At 45.2% G+C, this 19,653-nt stretch carries 15 protein-coding genes; 9 read left to right on the top strand and 6 right to left on the bottom strand.

Annotated elements, in window-relative coordinates:
- The first annotated feature begins 27 nt into the window (after positions 1-27).
- Complete coding sequence (locus tag A3735_RS15845) at positions 28-318, top strand: RnfH family protein (RefSeq protein ID WP_082865264.1); 291 nt, start codon at positions 28-30, stop codon at positions 316-318.
- A 9-nt stretch (positions 319-327) separates the two neighbouring features.
- Here A3735_RS15845 and A3735_RS15840 read toward each other — a convergent pair whose 3' ends face one another.
- Entirely contained in the window at positions 328-657 is a 330-nt protein-coding gene (locus tag A3735_RS15840; RefSeq protein WP_068514039.1) for an outer membrane protein assembly factor BamE, read from the bottom strand.
- A gap of 163 nt (positions 658-820) precedes the next feature.
- Between A3735_RS15840 and fur the strand changes: the two genes are divergently transcribed.
- Complete coding sequence (gene fur, locus A3735_RS15835) at positions 821-1,225, top strand: ferric iron uptake transcriptional regulator (RefSeq protein WP_068514042.1); 405 nt, start codon at positions 821-823, stop codon at positions 1,223-1,225.
- A gap of 174 nt (positions 1,226-1,399) precedes the next feature.
- Here fur and recN read toward each other — a convergent pair whose 3' ends face one another.
- Positions 1,400-3,064, bottom strand: a complete 1,665-nt coding sequence (gene recN, locus A3735_RS15830; protein ID WP_068514043.1) for a DNA repair protein RecN — start codon at positions 3,062-3,064, stop codon at positions 1,400-1,402.
- Between the two features lie 327 nt (positions 3,065-3,391).
- Here recN and grpE point away from each other — a divergent pair, with 327 nt between their 5' ends.
- From grpE to greA, 7 genes are all read left to right on the top strand, one after another.
- Positions 3,392-3,979 carry a nucleotide exchange factor GrpE gene (grpE, locus tag A3735_RS15825; protein WP_082865342.1) on the top strand — a complete coding sequence of 196 codons (588 nt, stop codon included), beginning with the start codon at positions 3,392-3,394 and terminating at the stop codon, positions 3,977-3,979.
- A gap of 160 nt (positions 3,980-4,139) precedes the next feature.
- A complete protein-coding gene (dnaK, locus tag A3735_RS15820) occupies positions 4,140-6,080 on the top strand; it encodes a molecular chaperone DnaK (protein ID WP_068514045.1) in 1,941 nt (646 codons plus the stop codon).
- A 258-nt stretch (positions 6,081-6,338) separates the two neighbouring features.
- Complete coding sequence (dnaJ, locus tag A3735_RS15815; protein ID WP_068514048.1) at positions 6,339-7,484, top strand: molecular chaperone DnaJ; 1,146 nt, start codon at positions 6,339-6,341, stop codon at positions 7,482-7,484.
- A 245-nt stretch (positions 7,485-7,729) separates the two neighbouring features.
- The gene (dapB, locus tag A3735_RS15810) at positions 7,730-8,533 is read left to right on the top strand and encodes a 4-hydroxy-tetrahydrodipicolinate reductase (RefSeq protein WP_068511692.1); all 804 of its coding nucleotides are present in this window, start codon (positions 7,730-7,732) and stop codon (positions 8,531-8,533) included.
- 349 nt (positions 8,534-8,882) lie between these two features.
- Positions 8,883-10,013, top strand: a complete 1,131-nt coding sequence (gene carA / locus A3735_RS15805; RefSeq protein WP_068553352.1) for a glutamine-hydrolyzing carbamoyl-phosphate synthase small subunit — start codon at positions 8,883-8,885, stop codon at positions 10,011-10,013.
- 110 nt (positions 10,014-10,123) lie between these two features.
- Positions 10,124-13,330, top strand: a complete 3,207-nt coding sequence (gene carB, locus A3735_RS15800; RefSeq protein WP_068508947.1) for a carbamoyl-phosphate synthase large subunit — start codon at positions 10,124-10,126, stop codon at positions 13,328-13,330.
- 171 nt (positions 13,331-13,501) lie between these two features.
- Positions 13,502-13,978, top strand: coding sequence for a transcription elongation factor GreA (gene greA / locus A3735_RS15795; RefSeq protein ID WP_068508948.1), 477 nt, complete (start codon positions 13,502-13,504; stop codon positions 13,976-13,978).
- A gap of 66 nt (positions 13,979-14,044) precedes the next feature.
- Here the strand turns inward: greA and A3735_RS15790 are convergent, their stop codons facing one another.
- The 4 genes from A3735_RS15790 to A3735_RS15775 form a co-directional block, all read right to left on the bottom strand.
- Entirely contained in the window at positions 14,045-15,274 is a 1,230-nt protein-coding gene (locus A3735_RS15790; protein ID WP_068508950.1) for a hypothetical protein, read from the bottom strand.
- Positions 15,275-15,489: 215 nt separating this feature from the next.
- On the bottom strand, positions 15,490-17,058 hold the full coding sequence (locus A3735_RS15785) for a cation:proton antiporter family protein (protein WP_197470067.1): 1,569 nt from the start codon (positions 17,056-17,058) through the stop codon (positions 15,490-15,492).
- A gap of 58 nt (positions 17,059-17,116) precedes the next feature.
- Positions 17,117-18,757, bottom strand: a complete 1,641-nt coding sequence (locus A3735_RS15780; protein WP_068508952.1) for an iron ABC transporter permease — start codon at positions 18,755-18,757, stop codon at positions 17,117-17,119.
- A 126-nt stretch (positions 18,758-18,883) separates the two neighbouring features.
- Entirely contained in the window at positions 18,884-19,621 is a 738-nt protein-coding gene (locus tag A3735_RS15775; protein WP_068638260.1) for an extracellular solute-binding protein, read from the bottom strand.
- Positions 19,622-19,653 lie beyond the last annotated feature (32 nt).

Here is a 19,653-nt window from a genome sequence, read left to right as displayed (position 1 = left end):
AATTATATCGTTAAGGAAACGTAAATAATGGAAAATATGATCCAAATAGAAGTTGCCTATGCCGCGCCTGATAAGCAGAAAATACTAACAGTCGAGGTGAAGCCGGGTACCAACGTTTTTGATGGGGCAAAAAACTCGGGAATTGATAAGGTTTTTCCTGAGATAGATTTCGATAAGGCCGATATGGGAATATTTGGTAAAGCGGTTCGTAAACCACTGGAGCAGGAGCTGAAAGAAGGGGATCGTATTGAAATTTACCGCCCATTAATGATCGACCCTAAACAGGCTCGCTTAAATCGGGCGGCAAAGAAAGACTAAATAGAGCGCTTAATATGCTGGGTTGCTCTCAAGTAGTGTGCCTTCGTAGCGTTGGTACACGCCTTGGCTATAGTAGACTTTTATGGTTTGTTTCTCGATTTCACCGCCCGCAACTTGATAGGTGTATACGTAGTTTTCGAGTTCTGTATCGAAGGTGTTGTCTAGAACGGGAGCACCTAATACGAAGTGAACCTGTTTTTTAGTCATACCTGCTTTTAATGTGTCGAGCATGTCTTGGGTGATGATGTTGCCTTGCTGGACATTGATTTTGAAAACGCCAGGAAAGCTACAGGCGCTTATGCTTAAAGCGGTGAGAATAATAATTAAAAACTTTTGCATCTAATTTTTGAATTCCATTATCTTTGCTTTACAATGTTTTCGGCTGATCTTTATGAAGATAGGCGAAACGCAAGCAAAGTATGTTGTAAAGAAGAAACTAACATTATAGCGAGGCATGATACCTGATTCGTGCAAACGCTGTGAATAGGATTACAAATAAATCATGCCAGACAACTCAGAGTTAAAAAAAGTTGGTTTGAAAGTTACCTTACCACGATTAAAAGTATTGGGGCTTTTGGAAGAAGCTGATGAGCACCATATGAGTGCGGAAGATGTCTATAAGGCTTTATTGGAATCGGGTGATGATGTAGGTTTGGCGACCGTTTATCGTGTACTTACCCAGTTTGAGGCTGCCGGTCTGGTCTTGCGTCATAACTTTGAGGGTGGACATGCGGTATTCGAGTTGGCGAAAGATGATCATCATGACCATATGGTCGATACCGAAAGCGGTAAAGTTATTGAGTTTCTAGACCCTGTTATTGAAAGGCGTCAGCATGAAATTGCAGAAGAGCATGGTTATGAATTAGTCGATCACAACCTTACGCTGTATGTTCGTCCCAAGAAGTAAGATTTGATATTACTGTGTTTTCTAAAGCCGCTCTTTGAGGCGGCTTTTTTTATAAAGAATAATTAACCACAGAGGATACAGGGCGCTACGCTTCACCGAGAAAAAAGAAAAGTCTTAAAAGCTTTTCTCTGTGAAGGCTGAAAGTTGCTCAGTGTTCTCGGTGGTTTATAGTTTTTATGCGGTCTCCAACATCTCCCTGGCATGAGCAAGTGTCTGCTCGGTCATTTCAATACCGCCTAGCATGCGAGCAACTTCCTCGGTTCTGGCTTTCTTATTAAGCAAGTCAATCGAAGAGCTAACTTTTCCGTCAATTGATTTCTTGCTAATGAAATAATGGTTGTCACCTTGTGAGGCAACTTGTGGCAGGTGGGTAACGCAAATGATTTGTCCATTCTTGCCTAGCGATTTGAGTAGTCGGCCAACAATTTGTGCTGTGCCGCCGCCAATGCCTACATCCACCTCATCGAAAACCAGTGTTGGAATGGTCGAGTTTTGAGCGACAATGACTTGAATCGCTAAGCTGATTCGGGACAGCTCACCGCCTGAGGCAACTTTGTTGATGGCTTTGGGGGGCTGTCCAGGATTGGTGCTAATCAGGAATTCGACGGTATCCAGACCGTGCTGGCTTACCTTGCTGTTATCGAGAGGTGTTAGGCTGACGCAGAACTTCACTGACTTCATATCCATCAATGCTAGCTGCTCACATATTTTCTTTTCTAAAGAGCTGGCACACTTTATACGCTTCTGACGCTGCGTTTCAGCTAAGGCCCGGTAAGTGTTTTCCAATTCGATTACTTCAGCTTGCAGTTGCTCCAGATTTTGGTCGCCATTATTAAAGTCATGTAGTTCTTTGCTGAGTTTGTTTTGTATGGTTAACAGCTCAGTGGGTTCACAGCGGTGTTTTCTTGCTAACTGGTAAGCAGTGCTTAGGCGTTCTTCGATTTCTTGCAGGCGTGCTGGGTTGAGTTCAAATGAGTCGATAAAATGGCGTAAATTACTACCTGCCTCTTCAATTTGGATTTGCGCTTCATTCAGCATGTTGAGTGCTTCACTAATCTCATGATTTTCGCTGGGTAGGTTGTGTAGTGATGAGGAGGCTGAAGAAACCATGCTGGCGGCATTAGCATCACCCTCTGAACATAACGCTAGAGCTTCATGTGCTCTACTCAAAAGCAGTTCTGCATTTGCTAGCTGGGATTGCTCTTTTTCGAGCTGCTCAACTTCACCTTCTTGTAGGCCCAGTGCCTCGAGCTCTTCAAGTTGAAAGGTAATGAGGTGAATGCGGGCAGTAATCTCATCCTGGTTGTTTTCAAGTTTAGATAGGTGCTTAGCTTGACTTGACCATTTATTAAAAGCGCTGGAAACCTTGTCTGAGGTACTTTGTAGTTGGCCAAAGTTGTCGACAATCACCCGGTGGTTATCTTTGTTAAGTAAGGATTGGTGTTCGTGTTGGCTGTGAATATCAATCAGTAGCTCGCCAATTGATTTTAAATTCTGTAGAGGGCTAGGGTGGCCATTTATATAGCTGCGCGAGCGGCCCTCGGCTGTGATGACTCTGCGCAATATACATTGCTCGCCTTCTTCCAGGTCGTGGTCTTTAAGCCATTCAAGTGCCTTGGGGTGTTTGTCTAACTCAAAGGCTGCAGAAATTTCAGCCTTGGGCTCTCCGTGACGCACCATGCTCGTATCAGCCCTGTCGCCAAGCGCCAAGCCTAATGCGTCGAGAATAATTGATTTACCAGCTCCGGTTTCTCCGCTGAGTACGGTCATGCCGTTGTTGAATAAAACTTCCAGGTGGTCAGCGATGGCGAAGTTGGAGACTTTGAGTTGGCTAAGCATGGTTATTTTTCCGTGTCTGGATATGCAAATCAAAATTTGCTAAATATTACTGTATCTATAACCAGTTGGTAAAGATAAATATTATTCTTTCAGGCCGAGATTAAATGCAGTTAAAAAATAACTTGGTGGTGACTTGAAACTTTTCAGAGTGGCCCCCATATAGGCACCAACTTATTTATTACTGGCGATGCTTAAGTGCACGTAGAGCATTTGAAAGTCGCTATGTCAGGGTGTGCAGCATGTGCTGCGTAACGTTAATTAGTTTGATTAACTGCTGTTTTGAGATTGATAAGCGAAATAGCAGAGTTGTGGTCAGTGGAGGCGCAGGTGAGCGTAGAAAACGAAAATAATTCAAATGAAGAGCATATTGTAGAGGCAGCTCAAGAGGCTGTGGAAGCTGCTCAGGAAGAAGTCGAAACTAGTGGCCCTGAGCAGAATGCTGAGGCAGATGGCAAGGATTGGCAGGCTGAGGCTGAGTCTTTGGCGAAGCAAATTGAAGATCTTAAAGATCAGGCAATTCGTGCCAAAGCTGAAGTGCAGAATGTTCGCCGCAGAGCAGAGCAGGATGTAGAGAAAGCGCATAAATTTGCTTTGGAAAAATTTGCCAAAGAATTATTGCCTGTCATCGACGGCTTAGAGAAAGCGGTAGAGGCGGAAGTTGCAGCGGGTAATGAAATGACGACCTTGCGCGAAGGTGTAGAAATGACGCTTTCGATGTTTTTGAGTGGCGTGCAGAAGTTTAATCTGGAGCAGGTTGACCCGGTTGGTCACCCATTTGATCCAACGTTGCACGAGGCGATGTCAATGGTTCCTGCGCCGGATGCAGAGCCAAATACAGTGATTGCAGCAATGCAGAAAGGTTATACCTTGAATGGTCGTTTGGTCAGACCGGCAATGGTTGTTGTATCCAAATAAACGCACAAAAAAAGTACAAAATAATGGTTTAAAGCTTGAAAATGGAAATTTCGGCCAAATATAAGCGTTAACCCAAAAATATAGGCGCTAAGGCTTAAGATGAAAAAAGCCATTAAGCCTTACCAACAGAATTTAGAAATTAGAGAACGGGAGTAAATCAATGGGCAAAATAATCGGAATTGACTTAGGTACAACTAACTCATGTATTTCATTGCTAGATGGCGAAAAGCCAAAAGTTATTGAAAATGCAGAAGGCGATCGTACCACACCTTCAATCATTGCATTCACTGACGATAACGAAATCTTGGTTGGTCAGCCAGCTAAGCGTCAGGCAGTAACGAACCCGACTAATACTTTGTTTGCGATCAAGCGTTTAATTGGTCGTCGTTTTGAAGATGAAGTTGTACAGAAAGACATCTCAATGGTGCCTTACACCATTTCTAAAGCTGACAATGGTGATGCGTGGGTAGAAGTTAAGGGCGATAAGAAAGCGCCACCTCAGATCTCTGCAGAAATCTTGAAGAAGATGAAGAAAACGGCTGAAGACTTTCTAGGCGAGTCAGTAACTGAAGCGGTAATTACAGTTCCTGCTTACTTTAACGATTCTCAGCGTCAGGCAACTAAGGATGCCGGTAAAATTGCTGGTCTAGATGTTAAGCGTATTATCAACGAGCCAACTGCAGCAGCACTAGCGTTCGGTTTAGATAAGAGCAAAGGCGATTCAACAATTGCTGTTTATGACTTGGGTGGTGGTACTTTTGATATTTCTATCATCGAAATTGCTGACGTTGATGGCGAGAAGCAGTTTGAAGTATTAGCGACTAACGGTGACACCTTCTTGGGTGGTGAAGATTTCGATATGACGCTAATCGATTACTTGGCTGATGAGTTCAAGAAAGATAGCGGTATCGACCTTAAAGGTGATCCTCTAGCGATGCAGCGTTTGAAAGAAGCGGCTGAAAAAGCAAAAGTTGAGCTTTCAAGTGCGCAACAGACAGATGTAAACCTTCCTTATATTACGGCTGATGCGTCAGGTCCTAAGCACCTTAACGTGAAAATGACGCGTTCGAAGCTAGAGTCGCTAGTTGAAGATTTGGTTGAACGTAGTTTAGCGCCTTGTAAGACTGCATTGAATGATGCAGGTCTTAGCGCTTCAGAAATTGACGACGTTATCTTGGTTGGTGGTCAGTCTCGTATGCCTTTGGTTCAGAAGAAGGTTGAAGAGTTCTTCGGCAGAGAGCCACGTAAAGACGTTAACCCAGACGAAGCGGTAGCAATGGGTGCAGCGATCCAGGCTGCGGTATTGGCTGGTGACGTAACAGACGTACTGCTACTAGACGTTACGCCATTAACTTTGGGTATCGAAACAATGGGTGGCGTAGCCACAGCATTGATCGAGAAGAACACGACTATCCCAAGTAAGAAGTCCCAGATCTTCTCAACGGCTGAAGATAACCAGTCTGCTGTAACGATTCACGTTGTACAGGGTGAGCGTAAGCAAGCGGCTCAGAACAAATCTTTGGGACGTTTCGACTTGTCAGATATTCCTGCGGGCCCTCGTGGTATGCCTCAGATCGAAGTGACTTTTGACATCGATGCAAACGGTATCTTGAACGTATCGGCGAAAGACAAGGCGACAGGTAAAGAGCAGTCTATCGTGATTAAAGCTTCTTCTGGTCTATCTGATGATGAAGTCGAGCAAATGGTAAATGATGCAGAAGCAAATGCTGATGCCGATCGCCAGTTCGAAGAGCTAGTGACTGCGCGTAACCAAGGTGATGCGATTGTTCATGCGACTAAGAAGACTCTAGAAGAAGCTGGTGATAAGGCGACTGAAGAAGAGAAAACTGCGATTGAAGCTGCGATTACTGACCTTGAAGAAGCGCTTAAGGGTGATGATAAGGCAGATATCGAAGCGAAGACTCAGGCATTGACTGAAGCTTCATCAGGTTTGGCTCAAAAGATGTATGCTGAGCAAGCAGCAGCGGGCGCAGGCCCAGAAGCAGCAGCGCAAGGCGGTGCAGCAGAAGAGCCAGCTGGCGCAGCGGACGACAATGTGGTTGACGCTGAGTTTGAAGAAGTTAAAGACGACAAGAAGTAAGTTGTCGATAGGAGGGCGTAGCCCCTCCTGTTCTGAGACTTAAATAGCGTAATTTTTGAATCTTCTGGTTTGAAAGCTTACGTTTGAACGCGGAAGCATCGCCTTCCGCGTTTGCATATCTTCAGGTTTATTTTGCTAGGTCAGTTTGTATTAATGCGCAATAGAGCTATTGAGAGCTGCGCTAGCAAAATGATTCATCCTTCGGCAGAGGTCGGGGAAGAGTTTTATTTACGGTTTTATTGAATACGGTTGTTGCATATGTCGAAACGAGATTATTACGAAGTTCTGGGTATTGAACGCTCAGCTGATGCGAAGGAAGTTAAGAAGGCCTACAGACGCTTGGCGATGAAGTACCACCCGGACCGCAACCCGGATGATGCTCAAGCAGAAGAAAAGTTTAAAGAAGCAACTGAGGCTTATGAGATCCTTTCTGATGAGCAGAAGCGTGGCGCTTATGATCAGTATGGTCACGCAGGTGTTGACCCGCAAGCTGGTGGCGGTGGCTTTAGTGGTGGTAATGGTAACTTTAGCGATATTTTTGGTGATGTTTTCGGTGATATTTTCGGTGGCGGCGGAGGTGGCGGTGGCCGCCAGCGTAGCGCTCGTGGTGCTGATTTACGTTATACCCTCGACTTGGACTTGGAAGATGCCGTTAAGGGTACAACAGTAAAAATTCGCGTACCAACTCATGTGACCTGTAAGCCTTGTAATGGCTCGGGTGCTGCAAAAGGTTCTAAGCCTGAGCATTGTGGTACTTGTAATGGTGCGGGCCAGGTCAGAATGCAGCAAGGCTTTTTCTCTGTGCAGCAGACCTGTCCAAATTGTCGCGGCCAGGGAACAATGATTAAAGATCCTTGTCGTTCATGTCACGGTTCGGGTGTGATAGAAGAGACCAAGACTTTGTCTGTTAAGGTTCCGCCGGGTGTCGATACCGGTGATCGAATTCGCTTGGCAGGTGAGGGTGAAGCGGGCACGCATGGCGCGCCGTCAGGTGATTTATATGTACAGGTTTCGGTTAAAGAGCATCCGATCTTTGTGCGCGATGGCAAGACCTTGTATTGCGATGTGCCAATTTCCTTGGTAGATGCTGCTCTGGGTGGTGAGCTGGAAGTGCCTACACTAGATGGTCGCGTTAAATTGAAGATTCCGGCCGAGACTCAGACAGGCAAAATGTTCCGCTTGCGTGGCAAAGGTGTTGCCCCTGTTCGCGGTGGTGCAGCTGGTGACTTGATGTGTCGTGTGACTGTTGAAACGCCAGTTAACTTATCTAAAAAGCAGAAAGACCTATTGCGCGAATTTCAGGATACGCTAGATAAACATGGTGATAAAAAGCACGCGCCAAAAAAGCATACCTGGTTTGAAGGTGTGAAAAGCTTTTTTGATGATATGACGAGTTCTAATTAGATTATTGCCTCCACCACCGTCATTCCTGCGCAGGCAGGAATCCATTGTCTCGCGGAGTTAGATACACCCAATTAGTAGGTATCGACGGGGAAATCATGGTATTTAGAATGATCTAGCATTTTCCAGCACCTGAGGTGGGTTCAAAACAATGGATTCCCGTCTGCGCGGGAATGACGAGAATCTGCGCGAGAATGACGTAGAGGTAGTTGGGCCGGTTTATTCGCCTATAAATAAGGAAAAACAAAGTGACAAGAATTGCAGTGACCGGTGCAGCTGGTCGAATGGGTAAAATGTTAATTGAGGCCGTGGGTCTATCTTCTGAAGCAGAGCTAACGGCAGCCATTGAGCGCCCAGAAAGTTCCCTTGTCGGAACGGATGCTGGAGAGTTAGCAGGTGTGGGTGCGAACGGTGTTGTTGTCTCAGGTAGCTTGTCTGAAGTGATTGGTCAGTTCGATGTCTTGATTGACTTCACTGCGCCCGTAGCGACCTTGGCAAATGCTAAGTTATGTGCGGAGCATGGTAAGGGTATTGTTATCGGAACGACTGGCTTTACCGTTGAAGAAGAGGAGGAGTTGTTATTGGCTCAGTCTTCTGCGGCAATGTGTAAGGCTGCCAACTTTAGTACAGGCGTAAATGTTTGCCTGAACCTGCTTCAAAAAGCGGCTGAAATTTTGGGTGACGACTACGATGTTGAGGTTTACGAAGCTCATCATCGACATAAGGTTGACGCGCCTTCTGGTACTGCACTGGCGATGGGGCAAGCGGTGGCCGATGGTTTGGATCGGGATTTACGCTCGGTTGCGGTTTATGGGCGAGAAGGTCAAACCGGTGCACGTGATAAAGAAACTATTGGTTTTGCGACCGTTCGTGGTGGTGATGTTGTCGGTGATCACACCGTGATGTTTTTGGGCGAAGGTGAGCGTGTAGAGATTACTCACAAAGCGTCTAGCCGTATGTCTTTCGCTCGGGGTGCAGTTCGTGCTGCAGCCTGGTTGCAGAGTCAGAAGCCTGGCTTGTATGAAATGCGAGATGTTCTGAATTTGAAATAAGTGGCTTGGCTAAAAAATGCGCTATGAACTGCCTCTCACTGATAGACATAATTGTCATAAATGTGTACAATGCCGCCGTTTGAATAGTGGTTGTCTATTCAAAGCCCGCATGTATCAGCAGGGTTAACATTGAAGCGCGCGCAAGTATAAGAATTTTAAGCGAGGTGGGGTAAGCTCCGTCTCGCTTTTTTGCAACTTATCTGTGTGAAAATGCTGCTTTGAATGCCTGCTCGGGGACCAGATGCTTATCGCTTATACCTAGCGTGTAGTTTCTGAAGGCCACTTCAAACCCGCCTAAAGACGGTATCTTTATTATTCTCTCCTAGCCGATTACGACGAGGAACTGGCGTTGACAAAACCTGCAATTTTAGCACTTGAAGATGGCTCCATTTTTAAAGGAGTCTCCATTGGATCAGACGGTGAAACCATCGGGGAAGTTGTATTTAATACAGCGATGACCGGGTATCAAGAAATCCTGACTGACCCTTCCTATGCAAAACAAATCGTAACTTTGACTTATCCGCATATCGGAAATACCGGTGTTAATGCCGAAGATGTTGAGTCAGATAAAATTTGGTCAGCAGGCTTGGTTATACGTAACTTGCCTTTATTGGCGAGTAGCTGGCGTTCAGAAAAGCCTCTTAACGAATACCTTGAAGAAAACGGCATTGTCGCGATTGCAGATATTGATACACGCCGTTTGACGCGAATCTTGCGTGAAAAAGGTGCACAGAATGGCTGCATTATCGCTGGTGATGACATTAGTGAAGAAAAGGCGCTAGCCGCTGCGAAGTCGTTCCCTGGTCTAAAAGGTATGGACTTGGCGAAAGAGGTGACACGCACTGAACAGGCCTCTTGGACAGAAGCTGAGTGGTCACTAACTGACGGGTATGGCGAGCAAAGCGAAACAGAATTCCATGTTGTGGCTTATGACTTTGGTGTTAAGAATAACATTCTAAGAATGCTCGCGGAGCGTGGTTGTAAACTAACAGTTGTTCCAGCGAAAACGCCTGCTGCGGATGTACTGGCTATGTCACCTGACGGAGTGTTTCTATCTAACGGCCCGGGCGATCCAGAGCCATGTGATTATGCGATTGCAGCAATCAAAGACATACTGGAAACCAAGGTTCCGGTATTCGGCATTTGCTTAGGTCACCAGCTACTTGCGCTAGCGAGTGGCGCGAAGACTGAAAAGATGAAGTTTGGTCACCACGGTGCGAACCATCCGGTACAGAATCTAGAAGACAAAACTGTGATGATTACCAGTCAGAACCACGGTTTTGCAGTGGACGAGAGTTCACTACCAGATTGTCTAAAAGCAACACATAAGTCTCTATTTGATGGTTCCTTACAAGGTATTGAACGCACGGATACTCCAGCGTTTAGTTTCCAGGGCCATCCCGAAGCGAGCCCGGGCCCGCATGATGTCGCGCCTTTGTTTGACCGCTTCATCGATACGATGAGAGCTCGTGCTAAGTAATTAGTACTGTTGTTTAGTCAGCAAAATACTTGCTGAAAGTGAACCTATTTTGTTGTGAGTGAGCACCTTAGCTATTTACAACCTAACTCTTAGAGAACGGAAAGAATTAAATGCCAAAGCGTACCGACATAAAGAGTATTCTAATACTAGGCGCCGGCCCTATCGTCATCGGGCAGGCCTGTGAGTTTGACTATTCAGGTGCTCAAGCGTGTAAAGCGCTTCGCGAAGAGGGTTATCGAGTTATCTTGGTTAACTCTAACCCGGCAACCATTATGACTGATCCTGCAATGGCCGATGCGACTTATATCGAGCCGATTACCTGGCAGACAGTTGAAAAGATTATCGAGAAAGAGCGCCCTGACGTGTTGTTGCCAACAATGGGTGGTCAGACTGCATTGAACTGTGCATTGGACCTAGAGCGCGAAGGTGTGCTTGATAAGTACAACGTTGAAATGGTTGGAGCGAATGCTGATACCATCGACAAAGCGGAAGATCGTGAGCGCTTTGATAAAGCAATGAAGGCAATCGGCCTTGAAACACCGCGTTCTGCGATTGCTCATAGCATGGAAGAAGCGCTTCAGGTGCAAGACTCTTTAGGCTTCCCTTGTATTATTCGACCTTCTTTCACCATGGGTGGAAGTGGTGGCGGTATCGCTTATAACAAAGAAGAGTTCGTAGAGATTTGTGAGCGTGGTTTGGACCTGTCACCCACGAACGAGCTTTTGATTGATGAGTCCCTGATTGGTTGGAAAGAATATGAAATGGAAGTTGTTCGTGACAAGAACGACAACTGTATCATTATCTGTTCTATCGAAAACTTTGACGCGATGGGTGTTCACACCGGTGACTCGATTACCGTTGCACCGGCACAAACGCTGACCGATAAAGAATATCAAATAATGCGTAATGCCTCTTTGGCAGTACTGCGTGAGATTGGTGTTGAAACTGGTGGCTCAAACGTCCAGTTTGGTATGAACCCGAAAGATGGCCGTATGGTGGTTATCGAGATGAACCCGCGTGTATCGCGTTCATCTGCTTTGGCGTCTAAAGCAACCGGTTTCCCGATTGCCAAAGTTGCCGCTAAATTGGCGATTGGTTATACCCTGGATGAGTTGCAGAATGATATTACAGGTGGCGTAACGCCGGCTTCATTCGAGCCATCAATCGATTATGTTGTCACTAAGATTCCTCGTTTTACCTTCGAGAAGTTCCCTCAGGCAGATCCGATTCTAACGACACAGATGAAGTCGGTAGGTGAGGTTATGTCTATTGGCCGAACCTTCCAGGAATCGCTACAGAAAGCTTTACGTGGTTTGGAAGTCGGTTCTTACGGCTTCGAGCCGAAATTGGATCTGGCTTCTGAAGATGCTAAATCAGAGATGATTCGAGAGCTTCGTAACCCGAGTGCCGAGCGTATCTGGTATGTCGGTGATGCTTTCCGTTCTGGCATGTCGGTTGATGAAATTTACAAGCTAAGCGGCATCGACCCTTGGTTCCTGGTTCAGATTGAAGATTTGATTGAAGAAGAGTGTGTTGTATCGAATATGACACGCACAGACATGACTGCTGAAGCGATGCTTCGTCTTAAGCGTAAGGGTTTTGCTGATCACCGTTTGGCAGAGCTACTTGGTATTACCGAGAAAGAATTGCGTACGCTACGTCAGGGCTTCGATATTCGCCCTGTCTATAAGCGTGTTGATACCTGTGCTGCAGAATTCTCATCGAACACGGCTTACATGTACTCAACCTATGAAGAAGAGTGTGAGTCTCAGGTTACTGACAAAGAAAAGATCATTGTTATCGGTGGTGGCCCTAACCGTATTGGCCAGGGTATTGAGTTCGATTACTGCTGTGTTCATGCTGCCTTTGCCATGCGTGAAGACGGTTACGAGACCATCATGATCAACTGTAACCCAGAGACGGTTTCAACGGATTACGATACTTCAGACCGTTTGTACTTTGAGTCAATTACCCTGGAAGACGTATTAGAAATCGTTCAGCTAGAGAAGCCAAAGGGCGTGATTGTGCATTATGGCGGTCAGACGCCACTTAAGCTTGCGCGTGGTTTAGAAGAAGCTGGAGTGCCAATTATTGGTACTAGCCCAGATGCAATCGACCGTGCAGAAGATCGTGAGCGCTTCCAGCAAATGATTGAGCGCTTGGGCTTACGTCAGCCAGAAAATGCCACGGTTCGAAGCCATGAAGAAGCGATTACTAAAGCGACTGAAATCGGTTATCCGCTAGTTGTTCGTCCATCTTATGTATTGGGCGGGCGTGCAATGGAGATCGTCTATAACGAAGCTGAGCTAGTTAAGTACATGAAGGAGGCGGTTAGCGTATCTAACGACAGCCCTGTCTTGCTAGACCACTTCTTGAACGCGGCGATTGAGGTTGATATTGATGCCATTAGTGATGGTAAAGATGTCGTGATTGGTTCAATCATGCAGCATATCGAGCAGGCGGGTGTACACTCGGGTGACTCGGCTTGTTCATTGCCTCCATATACCTTGTCTCAAGAAGTTCAGGAAGAGATGAAGGAAGTCGTTAAAGCTATGGGTCTAGAACTTGGTGTTGTAGGTTTGATGAACGTCCAGTTGGCTTATCAGGATGGTTTGATTTACGTGATCGAGGTTAACCCTCGAGCATCACGTACAGTACCGTTTGTTTCTAAAGCTATTGGCACTTCATTGGCGAAGGTTGCTGCACGTTGTATGGCAGGTAAAACCCTGGCAGAGGCGGGCTTTACCGAGGAAGTGGTGCCTAAGCACTTCAGTGTCAAAGAGTCTGTTTTCCCGTTCAACAAGTTCCCATCTGTTGACCCGATCCTTGGCCCTGAAATGAAGTCAACGGGTGAAGTTATGGGTATCGGTGATACCTTCGATGAAGCCTTTGCTAAAGGAGTTATTGCTGCAGGTGGTGTATTGCCGAGCGGCGGTAAGGCGTTCTTGAGCGTGAGAGAAGTTGATAAGGAAGGCGTAATTGAAGTGGCACGCCTGCTTAACGAAATTGGTTTCGCTTTGGTCGCAACCTCCGGTACTGCGAAAGCGCTAGCAGAGGCAGGCTTGGAAGTTGAGTCTATTAATAAGGTTCAAGAAGGTCGTCCGCATGTTGTTGATGCCATTAAGAATGGCGATATTGACCTGATTGTTAATACTACTGAAGGTAGACGAGCCATCGCAGACTCTGCTCAAATCAGACAATCTGCTTTGCAGAAGAAGATTGCTTACAGTACGACTCTTGCTGGTGGTGATGCAACTGCACGAGCTATTCGTTTTGGTGCTGAGAAGCACGTACGTAGACTTCAAGACTTACACTAGAAAACTCGTTTATTTTATAACCCGGAGCTAATGCTTCGGGTTATTTTTTTCAGCTGTTTATACAGATGGCTCTTTTTTGATAACTCGAATTAATTGCTTGTTGATGATGAGTATAAGCGTGACTGAAAGAAGAGCTCTCACTAAATATGGTAAAAGAATAAAGGAAGGAAGATGAATCGAATTCCAATGACTGTTGAAGGCGAAAAAGCCCTTCAAGAAGAATTAGTAGAATTGAAAACTGTAAAGCGCCCACAGGTTATCGAAGCGATTGCCGATGCGCGTGAGCACGGTGATCTAAAAGAAAATGCTGAATATCATGCAGCGAGAGAGCAGCAAGGCTTTATAGAAGGTCGAATTCAGGAGCTGGAAGGTAAGCTTTCAAACTCCCAGATTATCGATGTTAAGTCTATCCCTCATACAGGAAAAGTTATTTTTGGTACCACGGTTTCATTGATCAATATCGATACGGATGAAGAAGTTCGTTATCACATTGTTGGTGATGATGAGGCTGATATCAAGGCAGGCAAAATCTCTATTTCTTCACCAATCGCTCGAGCGATTATTGGTAAAGAAGAAGGTGATACCGTAGGCGTTCAGGTGCCTAGCGGAATCGTTGAGTATGAAATTGATGAAGTGCTTCACGTTTAATCTTGATCATCTTTTAAAAAGGCTGAGGTTAGCATTGACTTCAGCCTTTGCCTTCCTGGTTAGTTACTAATCTATTAAGCCTAATTCAATAGCTAGCTTAATCATGGCTTTTAGGGCAGCCTCTTTCGGAAAGGGATGGTCTAGGTTTGGTGACCCAAATCTCATTAGTTTAGGGAATGCATCGTAGGACATATCCCAATGATGTGCGTTTAACATGGCTAGATCTGCTGACATGCCGGTCTTTATTTTTGCTTGAGCTTGGGTAAGCTGCATATCATTATGAGCGTCGTATTTGTTTAACTCCATTACGCCCTGCATTTGAAAATAAGGTACTTCCAGCGCTGTTGTCGAACCCGTGATGTTAAAAATAGGGATGTCTAAAGAATCAAATAATTCTCTATTCTGATCTAGGAAGGACATTCGCGCTTTAGTTGTCAGATCATATACCGCCTCTTTTACATTGTATTCATCCATACGTCTAAACGTGCCAGATTTGAGGTTTATTGCGGGTGAAATGAGCGATAAGAAGCTTGCTAATGCTTTTTCAACTTTAGGGATGTCTAGGTTCTTAATCGAGTTATATATGTCATCCGCTAAATAGGAGCCACCGATGGCTCCTCCCCAATTATAGATACAGCGAATTTTGTTTTTTAAATCGGGGCGCTGCGCGAGCAGTTCGTAGATATCGGGAGCACCTTTGCTGTAACCAATTAAAAATATATCTCCGGGTGTCTTTTGTTCGGACGGTGGGATTGTTGTTGTGTCAGCTGCTAATCCGGCACCGTGGTCAATCGCGGCGATCAAGTCATCAATATTAGAGCTGCAACCGCGCATAGGGTGATTGTCTGCTCGTATAATCCTTATACCGAGCTCGTCCTGGATTTTAGGGAAGGCGTTTTGAAAAGCCCTAACAGGCAACATGCCATTCAACAGACCGGGTGAGAATATTAGCGTAGTATTACGAACTCTATTTGTGCTCTTAAATTCGGGGATTTCCAGTTTCCATTCCCGTATTTCATCGCCCCTCAAAAACTGTTCTGCAAGTTTTTGTTTGTTTGGTCGCTTGTCTTTGCGGCCAAGTAGTTTGGTTTTATCTGCTTTTTTTAAAGCAATATTGTCTTGAAGTGCTTCGGTTAGAAATATATTTCTCCATCGAATGCCGCACCAGCGCTTAATATAAGGGTGCGCATAGTTTTTACGGTCGCTTTGTAGAATCAATCTAATATTCGTAATTAGTTGTTCGTAATCGCCTTTGTTCTCCAGTGTTTCGAGTAGATTCAGTTGTTCCTTATTCATTATAAGATCAATGTTCCTTTAATGTCTCAATATGTTGAATAGCGATCATTATATAATAGAATAGTTCGAAGTCGAACTCTTTGGTCTTTAAGTTAGCGCGTGTCGTCACAACACGAGAGAATTATTTAATAGAGAGTCTTATTCGCAGTGAAGTCTTCCTGAATAAAAAGAAAGACGTGTTCGATAAAATTTTGGTTTGTGTTGTGTAAAAGAGCTTATTGCCCTTTTAATAAGTGGATGCTTTCCTCAGCGAAGCCAGTTCCTACCTCTGCATAGTAGTTGAAAGCAATATCGGCACCTAAACCCATTAGCTCTTTTTGTTGGTCTTCATATTGTGCAATGACGGAAATTTTTCCTGAATAAGAAGTATGCTTCAACTGATAGATAATGTTCTTCATCTCGTTGACTGAAGGCAGGGCTAACATAATTAGTTTTATGTCGCTTAATGGGGCCTGTTCCCAGAACTCAATGTCATCACCATCACCGCATATAATATTAATGCCTTGTTCCTTGAACCCCTGTGCCCGTTTTGGGTCAAGCTCAACACCGCAGATCTTCCCGGGGAGATCCCTTTCTGCTTCATGATAAGCGCCTTTTCCAACACGCCCCATGCCGACAATTAAGACTTCTTTGTCTTTGATAGGTAAAAAGGTTTGTTGGGAGGTATCACAAGGACGTTCAAAACGCGAGAAGGCGTCTTTTTTGTTTGCGTATATTCGATGTGCAAACTTGTAAATAATTGAGCTAAATACCATCGAATGAGTTGTCGATAGGGCGATGATGACCAACCATTCATGGCTTAGCCAGTTTTGATCAACACTTAAGCTGGCAACGATCAACCCGAATTCGCTGTAGTTGGCTAGCAAGAGTGCTGACAAGAAGCTGGTACGCAAGCGTAAGCCAACCGCATTAAACACAAAGAAGAAAAGCAATAACTTGATGGGGAGTAAAATAGTCAAGCCTAAGGCGACGAGCCACATTTCCAAAGTTGGTAACGCGGTGAACCCGATAGACAAAAAGAAGCAGATTAGGAAGAGGTCTTTGAAGCTCATTAACGACTTATAGAGTTCGTTAGATTTAGGTAAGCCTGCGAGTAGCATGCCCATGACTAGTGCACCCAAGTCACCCTTCATGTCGACAAGCTCAAAAAGCTCCGGGCCGCCAAGTGCAAGTAAAAAACCGTAGAGTGGGATCAACTCTCCGTGACCGCTGGAGGCCATCATTCTTTTTAATAAAGGGCGAAGGAACCAAAGGCCAAGCAAGCTAAATGCCCAAAGGCTTGGTGATTTGCCGGTTGCAAAGAATAGAAACAGAACAGCCGCAATATCTTGCCAGATTAGTACGCCGACAGCGAGGTCACCGTGTTTGGATTTTAATTCCGCATTGTCTTCCAAAATCTTAATGACGCAAACAGTGCTACTGAAACTAAAAGCAAAAGCGATAATGGCGCTTTGCGACAAACTGAGATCAAATAAGCTGTGGCTGAGGGTAGTTGTGCAAAGAATTATCAAAGGAAGTAGGAGTATCATCCACCCACTCATATGAATAAAGGTTCCGGACCATAATTGTGGCCTCATAAGCTGTCTGAAATCAATTTTAAGCCCGATGGTAAACAGCATTAGCGTAATGCCAAGGTCTGCAAGCATCTCGAGTGTCGGTTCTGGCGTAACGCCACTTGCATGGAGCAAGAAGCCAGCAATTAGATAACCAACTAAGGGTGGGAGTGTGATTTGTTTCGCAATGAAGCCAAATATGAAGGCAACTAAAATCCAGATGATGCTCATATTGCTTATTTACTTCTCTTAAGTCGATGAATGTTTGGGTTGCTAATTGCTTCGTATCTTAGGACTTTTGGCTAATACTCTTGTCTAACAATATAACTGGCAGAATACCCACTGCAACGATGATTAGTGCGCTCAAGGCGCTTTGCTCAAGTAACTCATCGGAAGCAAATTGGTAAACCTGTGTAGCCAGTGTTTCAAAATTAAAAGGCCGTAAAATTAGTGTAGCAGGCAATTCTTTCAAACAGTCTACAAACACGACAAGCATGCCGGTAAGAGCACCCCGCTTGATAATGGGCAGGTGTACTTTAAATAGTGTCGATAAATAATTATGGCCAAGTGAGCGCGATGCCATGTCCATGCTTGGTGTTACTTTAGATAGGCTGGACTCTACGGACCCTGAAGAGACAGCTAAGAAGCGAACAGAATAGGAAAATACAATTGCGAAAGCCGTACCGCTCAAAATCAATCCTGTTGAGAAATCAAAGTGCTCTCTCATAAGACCGTCAAGGGTATTATCGAAGGCAGCAAAGGGAATGATAATTCCGATCGCAAGCACCGCGCCTGGTATGGCGTAGCCTAGGCTAGAGAAGTTGACCAGGTGCTGAGTGAGCTTATTGGAATTTAGTCGTTTGCTGTAAGTAAGTACGATGCCTAAAACCAGTGTGGCAAAGGCGGCAATACTGGCTAAAACAAAACTGTTTAGTGCGTACTCTATAAAATTGCTGTGCCAGGATATTTCAAAGTATTTGACTGCATAAATCGTTAGAAGTGAGAAGGGAAACAGAAACCCTAACAATACCGGTAAGAAGGCGACTGCGAATGCCAGATAAGCCCTTATTCCATATAGCTTATGGCTTGGAATGGTTGAGCCTTGGTTGCGCGACTGGTATTGCTTTTGTCTGCGTCGAGAGTAGCGTTCAGAGCTAATAAGAATAACCACGACAGCCATCATTAGTAAGGCTATCTGTGCTGCACCACCCAAGTTGCCCATGTTCAACCACGTGTCGTAAAGACCCGCTGTTAAGGTTTGGACGGCGAAATAATCTACCGTTCCAAAGTCGTTAAGTGTCTCCATTAGTACTAAAGACAGGCCAACCGCAATAGCGGGCCGTGCAATGGGTAAGGATACTCGATAAAAGAACTGGAAGGGCGTAGAGCCTAGACTGCGTGAAATGCGATAGAGGGAAATCGACTGCTCAAGAAAGGCCGCGCGTGCCAGCATGTAGACGTAAGGGTAGAGTACTAGTGACATCATGATAATAGCTCCCCCCATACTTCTGATTTCGGGGAACCAATAATCTCTGCTGGTCTTCCAGCCAAATAGCTCTCGAAGCGCTGATTGCACGGGGCCTGCGTATTCCAGAAAATCAGTGTAGGTATAAGCGATGACGTAAGCGGGTACGGCAAAGGGGAGTAATAAGGCCCAACTCAGCCACTTTTTGCCGGGGAAGTCGTACATGGAAATAAGCCAAGCTGAGCCAGTTCCAACCAGAAAAGTTAGGGAGCCAACGCCAAGCATAAGAATCAGCGTGTTTTTCAGATAACTAGGTAAAACTGTATTAAGCAGGTGCGGCCAGGCGTTTTCCTCTGGAAAAAGAGCGAGGTAAGCCACCGCAACAATCGGGAGACCGATAAGGGTTGCGATAATGAAAGATGAAATGAACCAGGGACGCTCTTGAGCGTTTAGTCTGAAATTCAAGAGTGATAAACCTTCAAAGTATTCGAGTTACGCCGAGCTGAGCAAGATACATTAAAAACGAAAAGCGGCATAGTGCCGCTTTAGTTTATTTTTCTAAAAGCCATGGCCTTAGCTTATCTAGAGTCATTATTCATCGAAGGCAACTTCATCAACTAACTGTGCTGCACGCTTTCTTAGATTAGCAATATCTGCGAGTGGCAGTGTATCTGACTTGAAGGAACCCCAAGACTTTACCAGGCTCGATGGTTCAACCTTAGTATTAACCGGATACTCGAAGTTTTGTTCTGCATAGAGGCTTTGCGCATAGTCCTGTGTTAGGAACTCCATTAGCTTGATTGCACTTTCTTTGTTTGGTGCGTGTTTAGTAAGTGCTACGCCACTGATATTCACGTGGGTGCCTCGGTTGCCTTGGTTAGGAAAGGTTAGGTGGACAGAGTTTGCCCAAGCAACCTGTGCTTTGTCGTTTAACATTTTGCCGAAATAATAATTGTTGCCAAGTGACAGGTCACAAATACCCTCGTTGATTGCTTTTACTTGTGCTCGATCATTTCCTTGAGGACGTCTCGCCAGGTTGTCTTTTACACCTTGTAACCAGGTTTTTGCTTCTGCTTCGCCGTGATGAGCGATCATTGATGCGATCAGCGCAAGGTTGTAAGGGTGCTTGCCGCTTCGGGTACAGATACGGCCTTTCCAGACGGGTTTGCTCAAGTCTTCATAGTTTTGAATGTCAGCTAGGTTAGCGCGCTCTTTTGACGCATAGATAGAGCGAGTACGTGTCGTTAAACCAAACCAACGGTTTTCTGGGTCGCGATATTGTACCGGGACATTCTTTTGTAGCGTTTCTGATTCAACAGCTTGAACCAAGTCTTTGTTGGTTCAAGCTGTTGAATCAGCCA

The organism is Oleiphilus sp. HI0061 (assembly GCF_001635675.1).
The sequence above is the reverse complement of the archived record's forward strand: the minus strand, read 5'-3'. Positions and strand labels throughout refer to the sequence as shown.